The sequence below is a fragment of the Agrobacterium sp. fls2-241-TYG-188a genome (assembly GCF_030209845.1).
Genome location: NZ_JARVRD010000006.1, coordinates 77,203 through 93,078, shown reverse-complemented (window position 1 = coordinate 93,078; position 15,876 = coordinate 77,203). Strand labels below are relative to the sequence as shown.

The window sequence follows — 15,876 nt, the reverse complement described above, 5'->3', positions numbered from 1 at the left end:
GGACCGAGGTTCCGCGGCCGACAACACGCCAGAGGTTCTTGTGAAGATTATCCAGATTACAGATACGCATCTCGTCAAGTCGGGCCAGACCGTCCACGGTGTCGATCCCGAAAAGCATCTGAGGGCTGCAATCGATGATATCATTGCCAAGCATGGAGATGCCGACCTGCTGGTGATGACCGGCGACCTCTGTAACTTTGGTGAGCCGGAAGCCTATGAGATATTGCGAGACATTCTCGCGCCGCTGCAAACAGAGGTGCGACTGCTTCTTGGAAATCATGATGATCGCGACAATTTCATCGCGGCGTTTCCGGACCATCCACGTGATGGGAAGGACTATATCCAGTCCTGGCTGGATACGGATTTCGGGCGACTTCTCTTTCTCGACAGCCACCAGCGCGATGTCATCGGCGGCATTTATGATGAAGACCGCATGGCCTTTCTCTCGGACGCATTGGCACAGGCTGGCGAAACGCCGGTTACGCTGTTCGTCCACCATCCCCCCATGGATTGCGGCATCGCCCATTTCGACAGGATCGGCATGCATGACGATGGCGCGATGATGCGCACGCTCGCTGCGCATGAGGGAGGTGTGCGGCATATCGTATTCGGACATATCCATGTGCCACTGGCCGGAACCAGTGCCGAGGGCATCGCCTACAGCTCAGGCCAGGCCTGCGCCCATCGCTTCATCACGGATATTACCAGCCCAGTACCCTTCTGGACGGGCGGCAATCCTTGCTACCGCATCATCATGCTGGATGAGAAAGGCTTTCGCGCCTACGGCGTCGAAGTCGGCGAAACCATCACCGGACAGGCGCCGGTCTGCGAAGGGCCGTAACGCTCGGCCACTCATACCTTGCTTCGCATACTGGCGCGATATTGCTTCGGCCTCATGCCAAAACGCTCCGAAAACGCCTGATAGAAGCGAGATACCGAACCGAAGCCGGAATCGAAAGCCACGTCGGTGATGGGTAAATCCGTGGCGATCAGAAGGGATTGTGCCGTATCCAGCCGGTGGCGAATGATGGCCTGGTTGATCGTGATGCCGACAGCACGCTTGAATACGGACATGGCATAGTTCGGGTGAAGCCCGGAATTTCTGCCGACATCATCTGCGGAAATGTCGTTCAGCGCATTTTCGGCAATGTAGCGCAGCATTCGCTCCACATGCTCCACGCGCTCGCTTTCGTTGACCCCGAGCCTTGCAATTGCGGAGCCCTCTTCGCGCAGGTCGCGCCAGCCATCGCGCTCGATTCTCAGCACCCGCGCGCCAAGCTCGTTGCGCACGATCTCGATCAGGCCCTCGTCGCCTGAGCGCAGCTCGTCGCGCCAGCGCTCAAAGATTTCATTGTCGTAGGATCGAAGCTCCAACGCCTCGATCATCGCCCCGCGAAACACCGCATCCCTGAAGCGGGTGAGGCTTGCAAGCCCGAGAAAGAAGGACATCGGCACATAAAGGCACACGAAACGGGTTCCCTCATCTCGAGCGATGACCTGATGCGGGATCATTCCCCAGAACAGACAGAGCCGCCCCTCGTCAATCGTGAGTTCCCGACCGTCGAACCAATAGGTCATCTTGCCTTTAAGCACGAAATTAAGTTCGACCTGGCTGTGCATATGCGGACCCGGCATGACCTGCACGAGAGAGGCTTCCCCGCTGCAAAACCTGTGATCACCAAAGACAACCAGCGGGTGTCTCGGATCGTGCTCGGGGTGAACCGGCACGGATTCGTCACGGATAGCGGTGGTCACAATGTGCATAATCTTAGAATCCTGGAGAAAATAGCCAAAATTTCGGTAGATTATTGCGGGTTTGCGCTTGATGATCAAGTCCAACTTGGACATGGCTCCGGCATGCGCAAATGCATCCGGAGCAGACACATAACGGTCATAGGGAGGAAAACATGACCCTTTTGAAAAGCCTTGGCGGGCTTGCATTGTCTGTTTCGTTGGTCTCTTCGGCATTTGCTGGAGAAATCACCGTCAATTCCGACCACTCCGATCCCGTCCCGAAAAAGGCGATGGAAGAGTTGATCGCAGACTTCCAGAAGGCCAATCCGGACGTGAAGGTGAAGTGGAACAACTTCGATCACGAAGGCTACAAGTCTGCCATCCGCAACTTCCTGACCGCCGATGCCCCTGATGTCGTGGCATGGTATGCCGGCAACCGGATGGAGCCCTTCGTCAAGGCCGGACTGTTCGAGGACGTGACCGACCTATGGACCGCAAATGGTCTCGACGACCAGTTGAAATCGGCCTCATCGTCCATGACGATTGACGGCAAGAAGTGGGGCGTTCCCTATACCTACTACCAGTGGGGCATCTATTACCGCAAAGACATTTTCCAGAGCCAGAGCATCAACCCGCCCAAGACCTGGGATGAGCTTCTCGCTGCCTCGAAGAAGCTGAAGGACGCTGGCATTACGCCGTTCACCATCGGCACCAAGGTTTTGTGGCCAACAGCAGGCTGGTTCGACTATCTCGATCTGCGCGTCAACGGATATGATTTCCATATGCAGCTGACATCTGGCAAGGTTCCCTACACCGACCCCCGCGTGAAGGCTGTCTTCGAGAAGTGGGCAGAACTGGTCAAGCCCGGCTACTTCATCGAAAATCATGCTGCCGTCGACTGGCAGGATGCTATTCCACAGCTCGTACAGGGCAAGGCTGCCATGTATCTCATGGGCAACTTCGCTGTTGCGACCATGAAAAATGGCGGGCTGAAAGAAGATCAGATCGGCTTCCTGCCCTTCCCGGAAATTACCGCGGGCCTTCCCGTTGCGGAGGAAGCACCGACCGACACGTTCCACATTCCGAAAGGTGCCAAGAACAAGGACGATGCGAAGAAATTCCTCGCCTATGTCGCATCGCCTGAAGCGCAAGCCAAAATGAACGCGACGCTTGGCCAGTTGCCTGTCAACAACAAGGCGGAAAAGCCAGCCGACCCGTTCCTTCTTGCTGGCTTTGAAATGCTGTCCAAGGCCACCGCCATCGCCCAGTTCTACGACCGCGACGCACAGGCGGAAATGGCGAAGGCTGGCATGGAGGGCTTCCAGGAGTTCATGGTGAAGCCGGACAAGATCGACGCCATTCTGGCACGGCTCGAGAAGATACGCGCTCGCGTCTACAAATAAAGCGTTCCTCCCAGCGCCGGGTGTCACAAAGGCACAGCCACAAGGCACCCGGCAGCTCTTTCTTCCTGTAAAATTCCAAAGGTGCCGCCGTGAGCAACGCCGTTACCCCATCGCCCAGTTTCTGGAAGCGCAATCAGCAAAAGCTGGCGCCGTGGCTTTTTCTCGCTCCCGGACTGTTGATGTTCATCATCTATGTCCTCGTTCCCATCGTGGAGTCCATCTGGATCAGCTTCCACGACTGGGATGGCATGGGCGAAATGACCTGGATCGGCATCGGCAACTACGCCGAACTGCTTCACGACGATACGTTCTATGTTTCCCTGAAAAACAACATCATCTGGCTGGTTCTATATCTGCTCTCCATCCCGGCGGGACTGGCGGTCGCGTTGTTCCTCAACCAGAATGTTTATGGCATCCGGCTCTACAAGTCGCTTTTCTTCTTCCCATTCGTTATCAGCCAGGTCGTTGTCGGCCTGATGTTCAGCTGGTTCTACGCACCGGATTTCGGGCTTTTTTCGAAGATTATGGAGTGGCTGACGGGCGAGCAGATCGCCGTTCTCGCGGACGAGAATTACGTCACCTACGGTATCATCGCCGCAGGCCTATGGCCGCAGACGGCCTATTGCATGATCCTCTATCTGACCGGTCTCAACAACATCAATCCCGAACAGGTAGAGGCTGCGCGCATGGACGGCGCCAAGGGTCTAAAGCTTTTGTGGAACATCATCCTGCCGCAACTGGGCCCGGCAACCTTCATCGCCATGGTCGTTACCGTCATTGGTTCGCTCCGGTCCTTTGACCTCGTCTCGGTCATGACGGCAGGCGGCCCGTACGGCTCCAGTTCCGTCCTCTCCTATTTCATGTATGAGCAGGCTCTTTCCGAATACGGTTTCCGCATGGGTTATGGCGCGGCCATTGCCGTCGTTCTCTTCCTCATCATGATGATTTTCATCACGCTCTTCATCGTGCGTATGCTCAGCCAGGAAAGGAATTCCTGATGTTCCCCGCACCCATCCAAAAGTCGTCGAACCTTGTTCAGCGCGGCTACAAGATCATGCTGCCCATCGCACTCTTCGTGTGGCTCGTGCCCCTGATCGGTGTCGCCATCACCTCCATCAGACCTGCCGGCGATTTTGCGGCTGGCAACTATTTCGGCATTCCCTCCGGCTTCGCAGGCGTTGAAAACTACACGGCCGTTTTCCGGGATTCGCCGATCGGCCTCTACATCCTCAATTCCTTCAAGGTCACGATCCCGACCGTGATCGGTGCCGTCGCCCTCTCCTGCCTGACCGGCTTTGCCTTGGCAGTCTACAAATTCAAGGCAAACCTGCTGCTGTTCTTCATGTTTGTTGCAGGCAACTTCATTCCGTTCCAGATCCTGATGGTCCCGGTCCGCGACATGACACTGCGGGCCGGTCTCTATGACACGACGATGGGACTGGTGCTTTTCCATGTCGCTTTCCAGACCGGCTTCTGCACGCTGTTCATGCGCAATTTCATCAAGGGGCTGCCCTTTGCGCTGATCGAATCCGCGCGCGTCGAAGGCGTATCGGAATGGAAGATCTTCCGGCACATCGTGCTGCCGTTGATGCGCCCTGCCATTGCGGCCCTTTCCGTTCTCGTCTTTACCTTCGTCTGGAATGATTACTTCTGGGCGACTGTTCTGGTGCAGGGACAACACGCCATGCCGGTTACCGCAGGCCTCTATTCGTTGAACGGTCAGTGGGTCGCCGCCTGGCACTTGGTATCGGCGGGGTCTCTGGTTGCGGCGCTGCCACCGGTCGCCATGTTCTTCATCATGCAAAAACACTTCATAGCCGGACTGACATTGGGAGCGACCAAGGGATGAACGAGGTAATCACAATCGGTGCAGATGGCTTCACGCTCAATCTGCGCCTGCCCGAGCTCGGTATGCCGGAAATCCTCTCCTTCGCCAGTTTTGCGACCAGCGATGATGCACTCTTCGATATCGAGCGTTCCAGCCGGGTCAATGGCATGGATGTCGCAGTTCCATCGTCAGTCTTGCTGCCGACGGGCGGAATGGGCTTCTTCGGATGGCCAGCGATATCAGGACATCGTGGTGGCAGCGACTTCACCCTGCAATTCGGCTCATGGACGGTGCAGCAAGATGGTGAGACGACAGTCCTGAAAGCTCAGGATGCGGTCGCAAGCATCGACATTGCAATCCGGCTGACTGCGCATCGCTCCGGCGTTATCGCGATGTCGACGGCACTCACCAACAAGGGCGACACCGACTACCAGCTTGATCGCTGCATGGCGGCCACTTTTGCCGCACCCGTCGGCACAACGGAACTGACCAGTTTCACCGGCATGTGGGGCCGTGAATTCCAGATGCGCCGGGAGGTGCTCGGCAACGGCGTCTGGCTTCAGGAAAACCGTCGCGGTCGCACGTCGCATGATCGTTTTCCCGTGATCTTCCTGGAGACTGCAGGACAACGTTTCGGCGTCACACTCGGCTGGAGCGGCAATCACCAGATTGTCGTAGACCGCACGGACGACGGCAAGCGACTGATCCATCTCGGCGAATTGTTCGAGCCAGGCGAAATCGTGCTTGGACGTGGCGAAACCTACCGGAGCCCCGTTGCCTATGCCGGACGGGACAGCGCAGCATTCCATGCTTTCGTGCGCAATGATCTCCTTGATTGGCCCGGCGGCGAAATGTCGCCGAGACCGGTCACGCTCAATACGTGGGAAGGTAATTACTTCGACCACAAGATGACGTCCTTGAAAGCGCAGGCGACTGCGGCGGCGCAGGTCGGCATCGAGCGTTTCGTGCTTGATGATGGTTGGTTCGGCAAGCGTGACGACGACACGACGAGCCTTGGTGACTGGGATATCGATGCCCGCAAATATCCGGATGGTTTGAAGCCGCTGGTCGATCACGTTACAGGCCTTGGAATGCAGTTCGGCATCTGGTTCGAACCCGAGATGGTCAATCCCGTTTCGCAGCTTTTCAAGAAGCACCCGGACTGGGCCTTGCAGATAAATGGTCGACCCTTGCTGCAATCGCGCACCCAGCTGGTGCTGGACCTCACCCGCAAAGAGGTCTGCGACTATCTCTTTTCCAAGATCGATGCTGTCCTGGCCAACCACGCCGTTTCCTACGTGAAGTGGGACATGAACCGCGACCTGACCCACGCCGGCGGACGCGATGGCAAGGCAAAGATCTCTGCACAGACGCGCGCAGTCTATGCGCTGATGGACCGTGTCCGCGCGGCGCATCCGAATGTGGAAATCGAAAGCTGCGCTTCCGGCGGCGGCCGCATCGACTTTGGCGTTCTGGCCCGCACACACCGCGTCTGGACATCCGATTGCACGGACGCGCTTGAGCGGCTGGAAATCCAGCGCGGGGCATCGACATTCGTCCCGCCGGAAATTCTCGGCAGCCACATTTCCGCGTCGCCAAATCACCAGACAGGGCGCCGCCACACGCTGGCATTCCGCGCACTCGTTGCCGTGGCCTATCACATGGGCGTTGAACTCAATCCGCTGGAGCTCACTCCGCAGGAGCGTACCGAGCTTGAGCTCTACATCAGCACCTACAAACGCCTGCGCAGCCTCTTCCATGCGCCGGGTGCGAATTTTCAGGTCGAGCCGCAGGACGGACGCTATGTCTGGGGTGCGGTAAGTGCGGAGAAAATCGCCGTTATCGTTGCTCAAGGGCCGCAGATGGTCAGCGAGCAGCCCGCGCCCCTGATCCTGCCTCAAAATGTCGTCGCGGCTGGCGGCAAATGGAAAATCACCACCGTTCTTCCGGCAACGCCGGAATTCATTCGTATATCCGAGGGCCAGAAAAAGCTGCTCGCGGGCAATATCAGCTTCGAGCTTTCCAGCGCCGGACTTGCCGGTTTGCCATTGCCGATGCTGAAGCCGGAAAGCGCGCTGCTCCTCGAACTGGAACCTGTCATGGGAGGCAAGACCAATGGCTGACGTAAGTCTTCGCAACGTCAAGAAAGAGTTCGGCGCGCTCAGCGTCATCAAGGGCGTCGATCTCGACGTCAAGGATGGCGAGTTCTGCGTCTTCGTCGGCCCCTCGGGCTGCGGCAAGTCCACGCTCCTGCGGATGATCGCCGGGCTCGAAGAAATATCCTCCGGCGCTTTGTCCATCGGCGGGCAGGACATGACAAAGATTGGGCCATCCGAGCGCGGCGTGGCGATGGTGTTCCAGTCCTATGCGCTTTACCCGCACATGACCGTTGCTGAAAACATCGGTTTTGGCCTGCGCATGACGGGACATTCGAAGGACCTCATTGCCGAACGCACTGCAACCGCAGCCAAGATGTTGCAGCTCGAACCGCTGCTTCAGCGCAAGCCAGGCCAGCTTTCCGGCGGCCAGCGTCAGCGCGTCGCCATTGGTCGTGCGATTGTTCGCAACCCCGAAGTCTTCCTGTTTGACGAACCGCTATCTAATCTGGATGCCGCCCTGCGCGTCCAGATGCGCGGAGAGCTTTCCAAGCTACATCAGGACCTCAAGGCCACCATGATCTACGTGACCCACGATCAGGTCGAAGCCATGACCATGGCGGACAAGATCGTCGTGCTCTCGGCTGGCAAGATCGAGCAGGTTGGCTCGCCGCTAGAACTCTACCATCGTCCAAACAATCTCTTTGTCGCAGGCTTTATCGGCTCGCCAAAAATGAACGTGCTGAAGGTGAACGCGACAAGCCAGGACGGAAAAATCCTGGTCGAACTGCCCTCAGGCACGATGCTTTCCCTCGACGGCCAAACCGACACTGCGCTTGCAGGAGCGTCCTTAGGCGTCCGCCCGGAACATATCAGCGCAACCGGCACAGGCGATGTGGTCATCGAGGGCACCGTTCGGCTTGCTGAATATCTTGGATCGGAAACCCTGTTTTTTGTCGAGTTGGCCGATGGCTCGGAGATTTCCGTCAAGGCTGATGGTCTTGCCGCCGCCAAGCCCGGCGACAGCCTGAAACTCGGCATCAATGCAAAGGCCTGCCACCTCTTCGACAGCAATGGCAGGGCAATCATCAACGGAGATTTGACGCGTTAATGCTGGGTGTATGTTATTATCCCGAACATTGGGACGAAGCGCGGTGGGTCGATGATGCTCGCCGGATGGTCGAACTCGGCATTTCCTTTGTGCGCATCGGTGAATTTGCCTGGTCCCGCATCGAGCCATCTCGCGGGCAGTTTGAATTCGGCTGGCTGGACAGGGCCATGGATGTGCTTCACGCCGCTGGCCTCAGGATCGTGCTCGGCACGCCAACGGCGACACCGCCGAAATGGCTTGTCGATGAGCATCCCGACATTTTGCCCTATGACGAAGACGGCAAGATCCGCGGGTTCGGCTCTCGAAGACACTATACGTTTTCCTCCAGAACATGGTGGCGCGAAAGCGCCCGCATCGTTGAGGTCGTTGCCAAAAGGTACGGCGAACATCCCGGTCTTGCCGGATGGCAGACAGATAACGAATATGGCTGCCACGATACGACACTATCCTGGGGCCCCGAAGATCTGAAGGAATTCAGGCAGTGGCTTCGTCTGCGCTACCAGTCTGCGGACCAATTGAACGAAGCCTGGGGCTCGGTTTTCTGGTCGATGGAACTGAAAAGTTTCGACGACGTGCGTTTGCCGAACCTTACGGTCACGGAAGCAAACCCTGCCACACGGCTTGATTTCTGGCGTTTCCAGTCGGATCAGGTCGCCGCCTACGACAAGATGCAGTGTGACATCCTCCGCGCGCATTCGCCTGAACGCTGGATAACCCACAACTTCATGGGTTTCGTTTCAGATTTCGATCATTTCAAGGTGGCGGACAATCTTGATCTGGCATCCTGGGACAGTTACCCGATCGGCTTTGTCGAGAAGTTCCCTTTCACCGAAGAGGAGCGCAATCGCTGGGCCGAGACCTCGCATCCGGATATTGCGCCCTACCATCACGATCTCTATCGCGGTGTTGGAAGAGGCCGCTTCTGGGTCATGGAACAGCAGCCCGGCCCGGTCAACTGGGCGCCCTGGAACCCGGTGCCCAAGCCAGGCATGGTGCGCCTGTGGACGTGGGAAGCCTTGGCCCACGGGGCTGAAGTCGTCAGCTATTTCCGCTGGCGCCAGGCACCGTTCGCGCAGGAGCAGATGCACGCCGGTCTGAACATGGCAGGCCTGGATGAGCTTTCGCCCGGTGGCCTTGAGGCCCGACAGGCCGGCGAAGAGCTGACCCTTTTCGGAAACCTGCCCGATGTCCAGAAGGCGCAGGTGGCACTGGTCTTCGATTACCAGAGCTACTGGACAACGATGATCCAGCCGCAGGGCAAGGACTTCCGCTACGAGGAACTGTGCTTCCGCTGGTATGAAAGCCTGCGCCGCCTTGGCCTCGATATCGATTTCGTGCGTCCGGGCACGTCTCTGGAAGGCTATCCGCTGGTGGTTGTTCCCTGCATGACCGAGGTCGACCTGGCAACCGAAGCGGCACTCGCAAAGGCAACCGGCACGGTGCTGATCGGCGCAAGAACAGGTTCGCGTGACCGCAACTTCGTGATCCCGAAGAACCTGCCGCCCGGACCTCTTGGCCAACGAACCGGCAACCGCGTGATCCAGGTCTCGACGCTTCGTCCGGGTCTGTCGGACGCTGTCGCGGGAGACGTCAAGGGTGCGGCCATTCGCTGGCGCGAGACCGTTGAAACAACGGCTGATGTTCTTGCCCGCTTCTCGAACGGGGACCCGGCGCTGACCGAAAGCGGCAACATGCTCTACCTCGCCTGCTGGGCAGACGAAGAGCTGTTGACGAGCGTCCTGGCGCTCGCGGCGCGCAAGGCGGGCCTAGAGACGCTTTCCCTGCCGGCCCATATCCGCATTCGCCGCAGAGGCAATCTGACCTTCGCCTTCAATTATGGGACAGAGGCCTGGCCCATCCCGCAAGAGGCGAGCGTCTTGTTTGGTCAAGCGGTTCTGGAACCGCAGGCCGTGTCGGCCTGGAAACACGCCTAGCAGCCGATGGCGGAGGCTGCATTCGCTCTTGATGAATGCAGCCTCCCAAAACCCTGCGGCTCCAGTTAACGCCTCGGCTGGCAAATGCCCATCCCTCGGGACTTGGCATTGGATCTTCCATCACCATTGTTCACCCACCGTACGACCAGACCGGTCAAGTCCCTGGTCTGGGTGAGGTCGCGAAGTCCTAGCGCTCACTGCGGAGAAGCCTCAAGGCATTCAGCGTCACCAGAACCGTGGCACCGGTATCCGCCAGAATGGCTGGCCAAAGGCCCGTAACGCCAAGAACCGTGGTTACAAGAAAGACCACCTTCAAGCCCAATGACATGGCAATATTCTGGTGAATGATGCGCATTGTCCGTTTGGAAAGATCGATCATTCGCGCCACGTCAACCACGCGGCCGTGCAGGATCGCGGCATCGGCAGTTTCCAGTGCCACATCCGTGCCGCCACCCATGGCAATCCCGATATCGGCCGCAGCAAGCGCCGGTGCATCGTTGATACCATCGCCAACCTTGCCGACAGTGAAGCCTTCGTCACGCAATTCCGTGACAATCCGTTGCTTGTCCTGCGGCATAAGCTCGGCGCGGACTTCCATACCAAGGGAACGCCCGATGGCCTGTGCCGCCCTGGCATTGTCGCCGGTCAGCATGACAACCTTAACGCCCCTGTCCTTGAGAAATTGTATGCCCTTGATGGCATCCGCGCGAGGCTCATCGCGCATGGCAATGGCGCCAGCCAGTGTTTCGCCAACCACCAGCACCGAGACGGTTTTACCCTCTGCGTGCAGCGCTGCAATCATGTCCCGATAGCTTTGCGCAATCGATATGCGCTCACTGGCAGCCTGCGGTGAGCCCAGAAACGCAGGCTGGCCTTCCACATCGGCGCTAACACCTTTCCCACCCAGTGCCTGGGCATTGCTTGCCGATGGAATATCGACGCCTAGCTCTGCCGCCTTGCCCAGGATGGATTGTGCGAGCGGGTGGCTCGAGCCCGTTTCAAGAGCTGCAGCCATGCGCAGCACGTCCATGTTGGCGAAATCAAATCCCAGGATATCGGTGACCTCAGGCTTTCCCTCGGTCAATGTTCCCGTCTTGTCGAATGCGATGGCGGTCAGCTTGCCGAGGCCCTCAAGGACGGCACCACCCTTCATCAGAAGCCCGCGCCGAGCACCAGCCGAAAGCGAAGCCGCAATTGCCGCCGGAGTTGATATGACCAGAGCGCAGGGGCATCCAATCAGGAGAATGGCCAGCCCCTTATAGATCCACTCGTTCCAGGAGGCCCCAAACAACACGGGCGGCATTACCGCTACAAGCAGGGCTACAGCGACAACAGCGGGCGTGTAATATCTTGAAAAGCGGTCGATGAAACGTTCCGTCGGCGCTTTTTTCTCCTGTGCCTCCTCAACGAGTTTCACAACACGGGCAATCGTGTTGTCCTGTGCTGCAGCGGTTACTTGTACCCGCAATGTTGCATTGCCATTGATCGTGCCCGCGAAGACGACATCACCTTTGCCCTTTCTGACAGGAACACTTTCACCGGTGACCGGCGCTTCGTTGATTGCGCTTTCTCCCGACAGAATGACACCATCGGCAGAGATGCGATCACCGGGGCGCACAAGGATGACGGCACCGATCTCGAGAGTTTCGGCTGGCACTTCCATCGTCTTGCCGTCCACCTCCTGTAAAGCGGTTTTCGGGACGAGGGCTGCGAGCGACGTGATGCTCTTTCTCGCCCTGCCAGCGGCGACACCTTCCAGCAACTCTCCGACAAGGAAAAGGAAAACAACGGCGGCAGCCTCCTCCGTCGCATTGATCGCAAGCGCACCAATAGCGGCAATTGTCATCAACATTTCGATGGAAAAGGGCGTGCCAGCAATAGCTGCCATGGCCGCGCGGCGTGCTATGGGTATGAGCCCGACCAGCATGGCGATTGTGAAGGCGTAGGTCTCAATTGCCGGGTAGCGGTGCCCGATGCCATAGGCCATAACGAGGGCCACTCCGGCGAGAATTGTCGTGCGTCCCTTCCTGGTCTTCCACCATGGGCCTTCGCTTATTCCATGATCATGGCCATGGACGCCTTCCATGGCGTGATCTGGGGCGCGGGTGCCGCTCGGCGTTTCCTTATGCGGATGCGCATGTTTGTGATCATGGTCGTGGTGACCGTGATCACACCCGACTCCATGGGTGTGTGATGGCTCTTCCCTCGTTCTGGCCGTGTCAACGAGCGGCTCGGCCTTGTAACCGAGCCCTTTCACTTTCCGCGTGATCGCATCGAGGTCGCTTTTGTCATCATGGCTGATGGTCATCGTGCCCATGGTCACGGATACGGAAACATCTTCGACGCCTGGCATTCTCCGCACGGCAGTGTCAATCTTGGATGCGCAAGATGCGCAATCCATCCCTTCAACGCGAAATCTGGTCTGCAACGACGTATTCATGTGGCATTACTCCTGCTCATGTATGCGTGCTACGACCTCTAGCCCCTGTAGCTACAAGAGAAAAATTTGATGCGATGGACTATCGCGGCTGCCGAGATTGTCCGACCTCCTCACGGTAGCCTTCCGAAAACGAAAGTTGCAATGGGCGTCGCGCTCGTCCCTATATCAACATATCCTCGTGCTTCCATCATCGCCTTGATGTCGGCCGGATCACTGATTTCTCCGCCACTCCGAAGTGTTCTCAGACTGGACATCAGCGCTAGAAACGGATCGTCTGGACGGCTATACACACCCGCTACAAGATAGGCATCGCTGACGAAGGCGCGGGCGATACGGTCCAGCGCGGCTTCAACAATCGGACGTTTGAGGAACATGGTTGGCAACCAGGCCAGTGAGTATCTTCTGTCCTCGTCCAGCATTGAAACATCGAGGTTGCGCACACTAACACGGTCCGCATAGGGGCTTTCAGCGATATTTTGTCGAGCAAGCTCCAGGGCTGGCTCCCATATGTCGATCCCGTCAACCCTGATATCCGGGCAGAGCCGCGCCGCTTCAAGCGCGATTCCCCCCACCCCAGTACCGACGTCGAGAAAAGTACCGTGAAACGTCTTGCGCATTCCCAGATGCGTCTCGGCTATGGACTGGATGCGCGTGAAAACACTCTTGGACGCACGACCCATGGCCTGCATCGCAGCGACATCCAATATTTCCCAGTTTGAACCTCGGTCAGGATTGCGAAAGAGCTCACTCGCCTCGCTCAACGCCATCTCGACCATAACCAGGGCAAGAGACAGCTGTTCTTCATCGGTCACGTCAACCACATCGCCCAGAGCCATGCGCGCGCCCGCGTCGATTTGCTCGCGGATGGCTGGAGCAACCGAAGCATCGGAGCGCAGCTTGATCGAAGCACCCACGAGCGCAAGCATCCGTGCAGATTTGGCGAGTTCCTGAAGCTGCGGAATGAAAGTCTCAGACATTTTGTAACCTTCCTGGATATTCAATGACAATTCGACCCGTTTTACATTGCCGCGGCATGGGAGGTTCTTCCCCAAAGCTTGAAATGCGGACGTTTATCGTCAGGTCGGGGTGGGACACACTTCCTATGGGAGCTGGTCGGAGCAGGCAGCGTCATAAGAATTGACGCGCTCAAAAAACAAAGTTGCTACGGCTGTAGACATGCTCAAAACCAAGCTTCTTCAGGTTCTCGTATGAAACGCTGGCCGTGCTGGGCGGAGAGATCTTGGCTTCAACCACGAATGCAGATGCCCCTCTCGCCTTGCCTTCGTCTAGCCGGGCTAAAATCAGAGCCTTGTGTGCCCCGCGGTTTCTGAAATCGGGCAGCACGGTTCCCCCACCCAACCAACTTGTGTTTCCGGACGAGTACATCGCGCCGGTTCCAATCGGCCTATCTCCGTCCAGAGCAAAAAAACATGACCAGTCGTCTTTTCCGACAATTGACGCCCAGACGGGGATCAGCGCTTCAGACAAGCCAAAGCCGCTACAGATGATCGCCCCGAAGAGCTCACCTTCAGTCGAGCGAACTTTGCGGCATGTCACCTCATGTGGCGGAGAAGCCAGATCGAATTCGCTACTACGAACCAGCTTGGCCCATGCAGGACCTTGCTCACGCAGCCCCCGTACATCGATCCAATGCCTCACCTCGTCAGAGGCGGATTCGATATTGAGCTGCAGAAATTTGGTGCCAGCCTTTGTGCTCATCCATGTGAATGCTTCCTCCAGTTCCTCAACCGTCGACACTCCAAAAATGCGGTTGAGGGTGGGGCCCGGCGCGTCTGGAAGTGAGATCGCGCATCCACGTTCGAGCGGAAGGCACTGAAAGCCGTGATCATCCTGAACCTTGCTGGAACAAACCCGGTGCCAGTCTACAAAGGCCTTCGCTTCTATAGCATCTTCGTGCGCGGATGCCCCGTAGACAGGGAACAGAGAGTTCATAGTCAGCTCCTCAATACATCGAATCCAGTGGCGACAGGACCTGCTCTTCCCAAATCTGAGCAGCACCGAACCGACTCATCCGCCGACAGATTTTATGGGTCACAGCAAGCGGGAGTGTCTTTGCTGAAGATGGAATTGAGGTTTCCGAATTCGCAATTCACGTTACGAATGACATGAGGATACCAGGAACCCAATCGCAGGCCGCGGACGTGAGGCTGGGAGCGACAATCTTTCTTGCTGCGACCGCCAGTTCACGCTTCGTCTTCAGGCTTCAATCGTAACTTCAAAAAATGTCTCTGCATCCGAAATGTAACACGGACCTTCCAAGACACATCATGCTGACACGGTGTCATGCAACGTCTGAAAGGAAATTTCGAATGGATACGTCGGTTAATGGGCTAACCCAGAAAGCTGCTGCGGGCAGTGAATGGTGTGAGGTTACGCCCGGCGAGCAATTTGCGCTGCGCACGTCTGTCACGGAGACCGAAGGCAGGTACACAATGATCGAGGTTATCGCAGAACCTCGCAATGGCGTACCGCTTCATATCCACGCCAACGAAGAAGAACATTTCATCGTTCTGGATGGTAGCCTTCATCTGGCCAATGGTGACGAGAAACTGGTGCTTTCCGCTGGCGGTTCTGCCACCGTCAAAAGGGGAACAGTGCACGCCTGGTGTAATCTTGGAGACAGGCCGGTCCGGATGTTGATCCTTTTTTCGCCTGGGCACATGGAAAAGACGTTCAGGCTCATCGGTTCACTGAAAGACGGCGATTTGTCTGCCATTGCCGAACTGGCGGATGCTGGCGGCTCTACGATCGTCGGGCCTCCGCCTTTCGACAATGTTTATTCCGTCATGTCACCGCGACCGAAGCAATAGGTGCTGTGGCCTCGGCGGCCAATGCCCGAAAGTCGGCGCGACGCCCGGAGGATGAAATCACCCTCCGGTGCAAAGGCCGGCTTTCGGGCTTCCGTAGCTCTCGCCGATGCCCCCAGACTAGGGCTTGATCTCAAGCTCTTGAATCAAGTCGCCATCGAGAACGAAAAAATAGCGCAAATCGACCGGGCTACCGGGAAAATTGCCCTTCAGATGACTTGTCACCACTGTGCGGTTTCCTTCCGTTACGATTTTGAACGGCTCGACCGTATATTCGTACTCCTTTGACGAGTTGCTTTTCCAGTTTCGAATTTCGTCTCGGCCAAGATGGGTTTTGCCTTCGTCCTTTACGAAGGCCGTCTCCACGAAGCACTTCGAAACACCGTCGGTGTCGCCATTCTTGTCTGCTTCGAAATAGGATTGGATTGCCTTTGGCAGTTCAATAGTCATGATCAGTCTCCTTGTTGAATTGATCGAGTTTGAAGCATCATTCTGCCACGCG

Annotated in this window: 13 protein-coding genes; 8 read left to right on the top strand and 5 right to left on the bottom strand. The window is 57.3% G+C overall.

Translation table 11 applies throughout. The features are described from left to right. Positions 1-40: 40 nt before the first annotated feature. Positions 41-841, top strand: a complete 801-nt coding sequence (locus QRN85_RS18245; RefSeq protein WP_284759673.1) for a phosphodiesterase — start codon at positions 41-43, stop codon at positions 839-841. An 11-nt stretch (positions 842-852) separates the two neighbouring features. On the opposite strand, the gene QRN85_RS18240 is transcribed toward QRN85_RS18245, so the two are convergent. Continuing rightward, positions 853-1,764, bottom strand: coding sequence for a helix-turn-helix domain-containing protein (locus QRN85_RS18240; protein WP_284759672.1), 912 nt, complete (start codon positions 1,762-1,764; stop codon positions 853-855). 143 nt (positions 1,765-1,907) lie between these two features. On the opposite strand from QRN85_RS18240, the gene QRN85_RS18235 reads away from it, so the two are divergent. The 6 genes from QRN85_RS18235 (at position 1,908) to QRN85_RS18210 (ending at position 10,106) form a co-directional block, all read left to right on the top strand. Next, on the top strand, positions 1,908-3,137 hold the full coding sequence (locus QRN85_RS18235) for an ABC transporter substrate-binding protein (protein ID WP_284759671.1): 1,230 nt from the start codon (positions 1,908-1,910) through the stop codon (positions 3,135-3,137). Positions 3,138-3,226: 89 nt separating this feature from the next. Further along, positions 3,227-4,135: a carbohydrate ABC transporter permease gene (locus QRN85_RS18230; protein WP_284759670.1), complete on the top strand. Its 909-nt coding sequence runs from the start codon at positions 3,227-3,229 to the stop codon at positions 4,133-4,135. Beyond that, positions 4,135-4,986 carry a carbohydrate ABC transporter permease gene (locus QRN85_RS18225; RefSeq protein WP_284759669.1) on the top strand — a complete coding sequence of 284 codons (852 nt, stop codon included), beginning with the start codon at positions 4,135-4,137 and terminating at the stop codon, positions 4,984-4,986. The genes QRN85_RS18230 and QRN85_RS18225 overlap by 1 nt, the downstream gene beginning before the upstream one ends. After that, complete coding sequence (locus QRN85_RS18220) at positions 4,983-7,088, top strand: alpha-galactosidase (protein ID WP_284759668.1); 2,106 nt, start codon at positions 4,983-4,985, stop codon at positions 7,086-7,088. Before QRN85_RS18225 ends, QRN85_RS18220 begins: the two co-directional genes overlap by 4 nt. After that, on the top strand, positions 7,081-8,172 hold the full coding sequence (locus QRN85_RS18215; RefSeq protein WP_284759667.1) for an ABC transporter ATP-binding protein: 1,092 nt from the start codon (positions 7,081-7,083) through the stop codon (positions 8,170-8,172). Before QRN85_RS18220 ends, QRN85_RS18215 begins: the two co-directional genes overlap by 8 nt. Beyond that, positions 8,172-10,106 (top strand): beta-galactosidase, encoded by a 1,935-nt coding sequence (locus QRN85_RS18210; protein ID WP_284759666.1) that lies wholly within the window; start codon positions 8,172-8,174, stop codon positions 10,104-10,106. The genes QRN85_RS18215 and QRN85_RS18210 overlap by 1 nt, the downstream gene beginning before the upstream one ends. Positions 10,107-10,293: 187 nt before the next feature. On the opposite strand, the gene QRN85_RS18205 is transcribed toward QRN85_RS18210, so the two are convergent. The 3 genes from QRN85_RS18205 to QRN85_RS18195 form a co-directional block, all read right to left on the bottom strand. Continuing rightward, the gene (locus QRN85_RS18205) at positions 10,294-12,546 is read right to left on the bottom strand and encodes a heavy metal translocating P-type ATPase (RefSeq protein ID WP_284759665.1); all 2,253 of its coding nucleotides are present in this window, start codon (positions 12,544-12,546) and stop codon (positions 10,294-10,296) included. A 110-nt stretch (positions 12,547-12,656) separates the two neighbouring features. Then, positions 12,657-13,523, bottom strand: coding sequence for a methyltransferase domain-containing protein (locus QRN85_RS18200; protein ID WP_284759664.1), 867 nt, complete (start codon positions 13,521-13,523; stop codon positions 12,657-12,659). A gap of 169 nt (positions 13,524-13,692) precedes the next feature. Next, on the bottom strand, positions 13,693-14,499 hold the full coding sequence (locus QRN85_RS18195; RefSeq protein WP_284759663.1) for a GNAT family N-acetyltransferase: 807 nt from the start codon (positions 14,497-14,499) through the stop codon (positions 13,693-13,695). A 377-nt stretch (positions 14,500-14,876) separates the two neighbouring features. Here QRN85_RS18195 and QRN85_RS18190 point away from each other — a divergent pair, with 377 nt between their 5' ends. Further along, positions 14,877-15,377, top strand: coding sequence for a cupin domain-containing protein (locus tag QRN85_RS18190; RefSeq protein WP_284759662.1), 501 nt, complete (start codon positions 14,877-14,879; stop codon positions 15,375-15,377). A 117-nt stretch (positions 15,378-15,494) separates the two neighbouring features. On the opposite strand, the gene QRN85_RS18185 is transcribed toward QRN85_RS18190, so the two are convergent. Next, positions 15,495-15,824, bottom strand: a complete 330-nt coding sequence (locus QRN85_RS18185; protein WP_284759661.1) for a nuclear transport factor 2 family protein — start codon at positions 15,822-15,824, stop codon at positions 15,495-15,497. Between the last annotated feature and the right edge of the window lie 52 nt (positions 15,825-15,876).

Excerpts from the sequence above, each read along its gene's own strand:
- QRN85_RS18240 (WP_284759672.1), bottom strand. The coding sequence starts at position 1,764 with ATGCACATTGTGACCACCGCTATCCGTGACGAATCCGTGCCGGTTCAC.
- QRN85_RS18235 (WP_284759671.1), top strand. The coding sequence starts at position 1,908 with ATGACCCTTTTGAAAAGCCTTGGCGGGCTTGCATTGTCTGTTTCGTTG.
- QRN85_RS18225 (WP_284759669.1), top strand. The coding sequence starts at position 4,135 with ATGTTCCCCGCACCCATCCAAAAGTCGTCGAACCTTGTTCAGCGCGGC.
- QRN85_RS18220 (WP_284759668.1), top strand. The coding sequence starts at position 4,983 with ATGAACGAGGTAATCACAATCGGTGCAGATGGCTTCACGCTCAATCTG.
- QRN85_RS18215 (WP_284759667.1), top strand. The coding sequence starts at position 7,081 with ATGGCTGACGTAAGTCTTCGCAACGTCAAGAAAGAGTTCGGCGCGCTC.
- QRN85_RS18210 (WP_284759666.1), top strand. The coding sequence starts at position 8,172 with ATGCTGGGTGTATGTTATTATCCCGAACATTGGGACGAAGCGCGGTGG.
- QRN85_RS18205 (WP_284759665.1), bottom strand. The coding sequence starts at position 12,546 with ATGAATACGTCGTTGCAGACCAGATTTCGCGTTGAAGGGATGGATTGC.
- QRN85_RS18200 (WP_284759664.1), bottom strand. The coding sequence starts at position 13,523 with ATGTCTGAGACTTTCATTCCGCAGCTTCAGGAACTCGCCAAATCTGCA.
- QRN85_RS18195 (WP_284759663.1), bottom strand. The coding sequence starts at position 14,499 with ATGAACTCTCTGTTCCCTGTCTACGGGGCATCCGCGCACGAAGATGCT.
- QRN85_RS18190 (WP_284759662.1), top strand. The coding sequence starts at position 14,877 with ATGGATACGTCGGTTAATGGGCTAACCCAGAAAGCTGCTGCGGGCAGT.
- QRN85_RS18185 (WP_284759661.1), bottom strand. The coding sequence starts at position 15,824 with ATGACTATTGAACTGCCAAAGGCAATCCAATCCTATTTCGAAGCAGAC.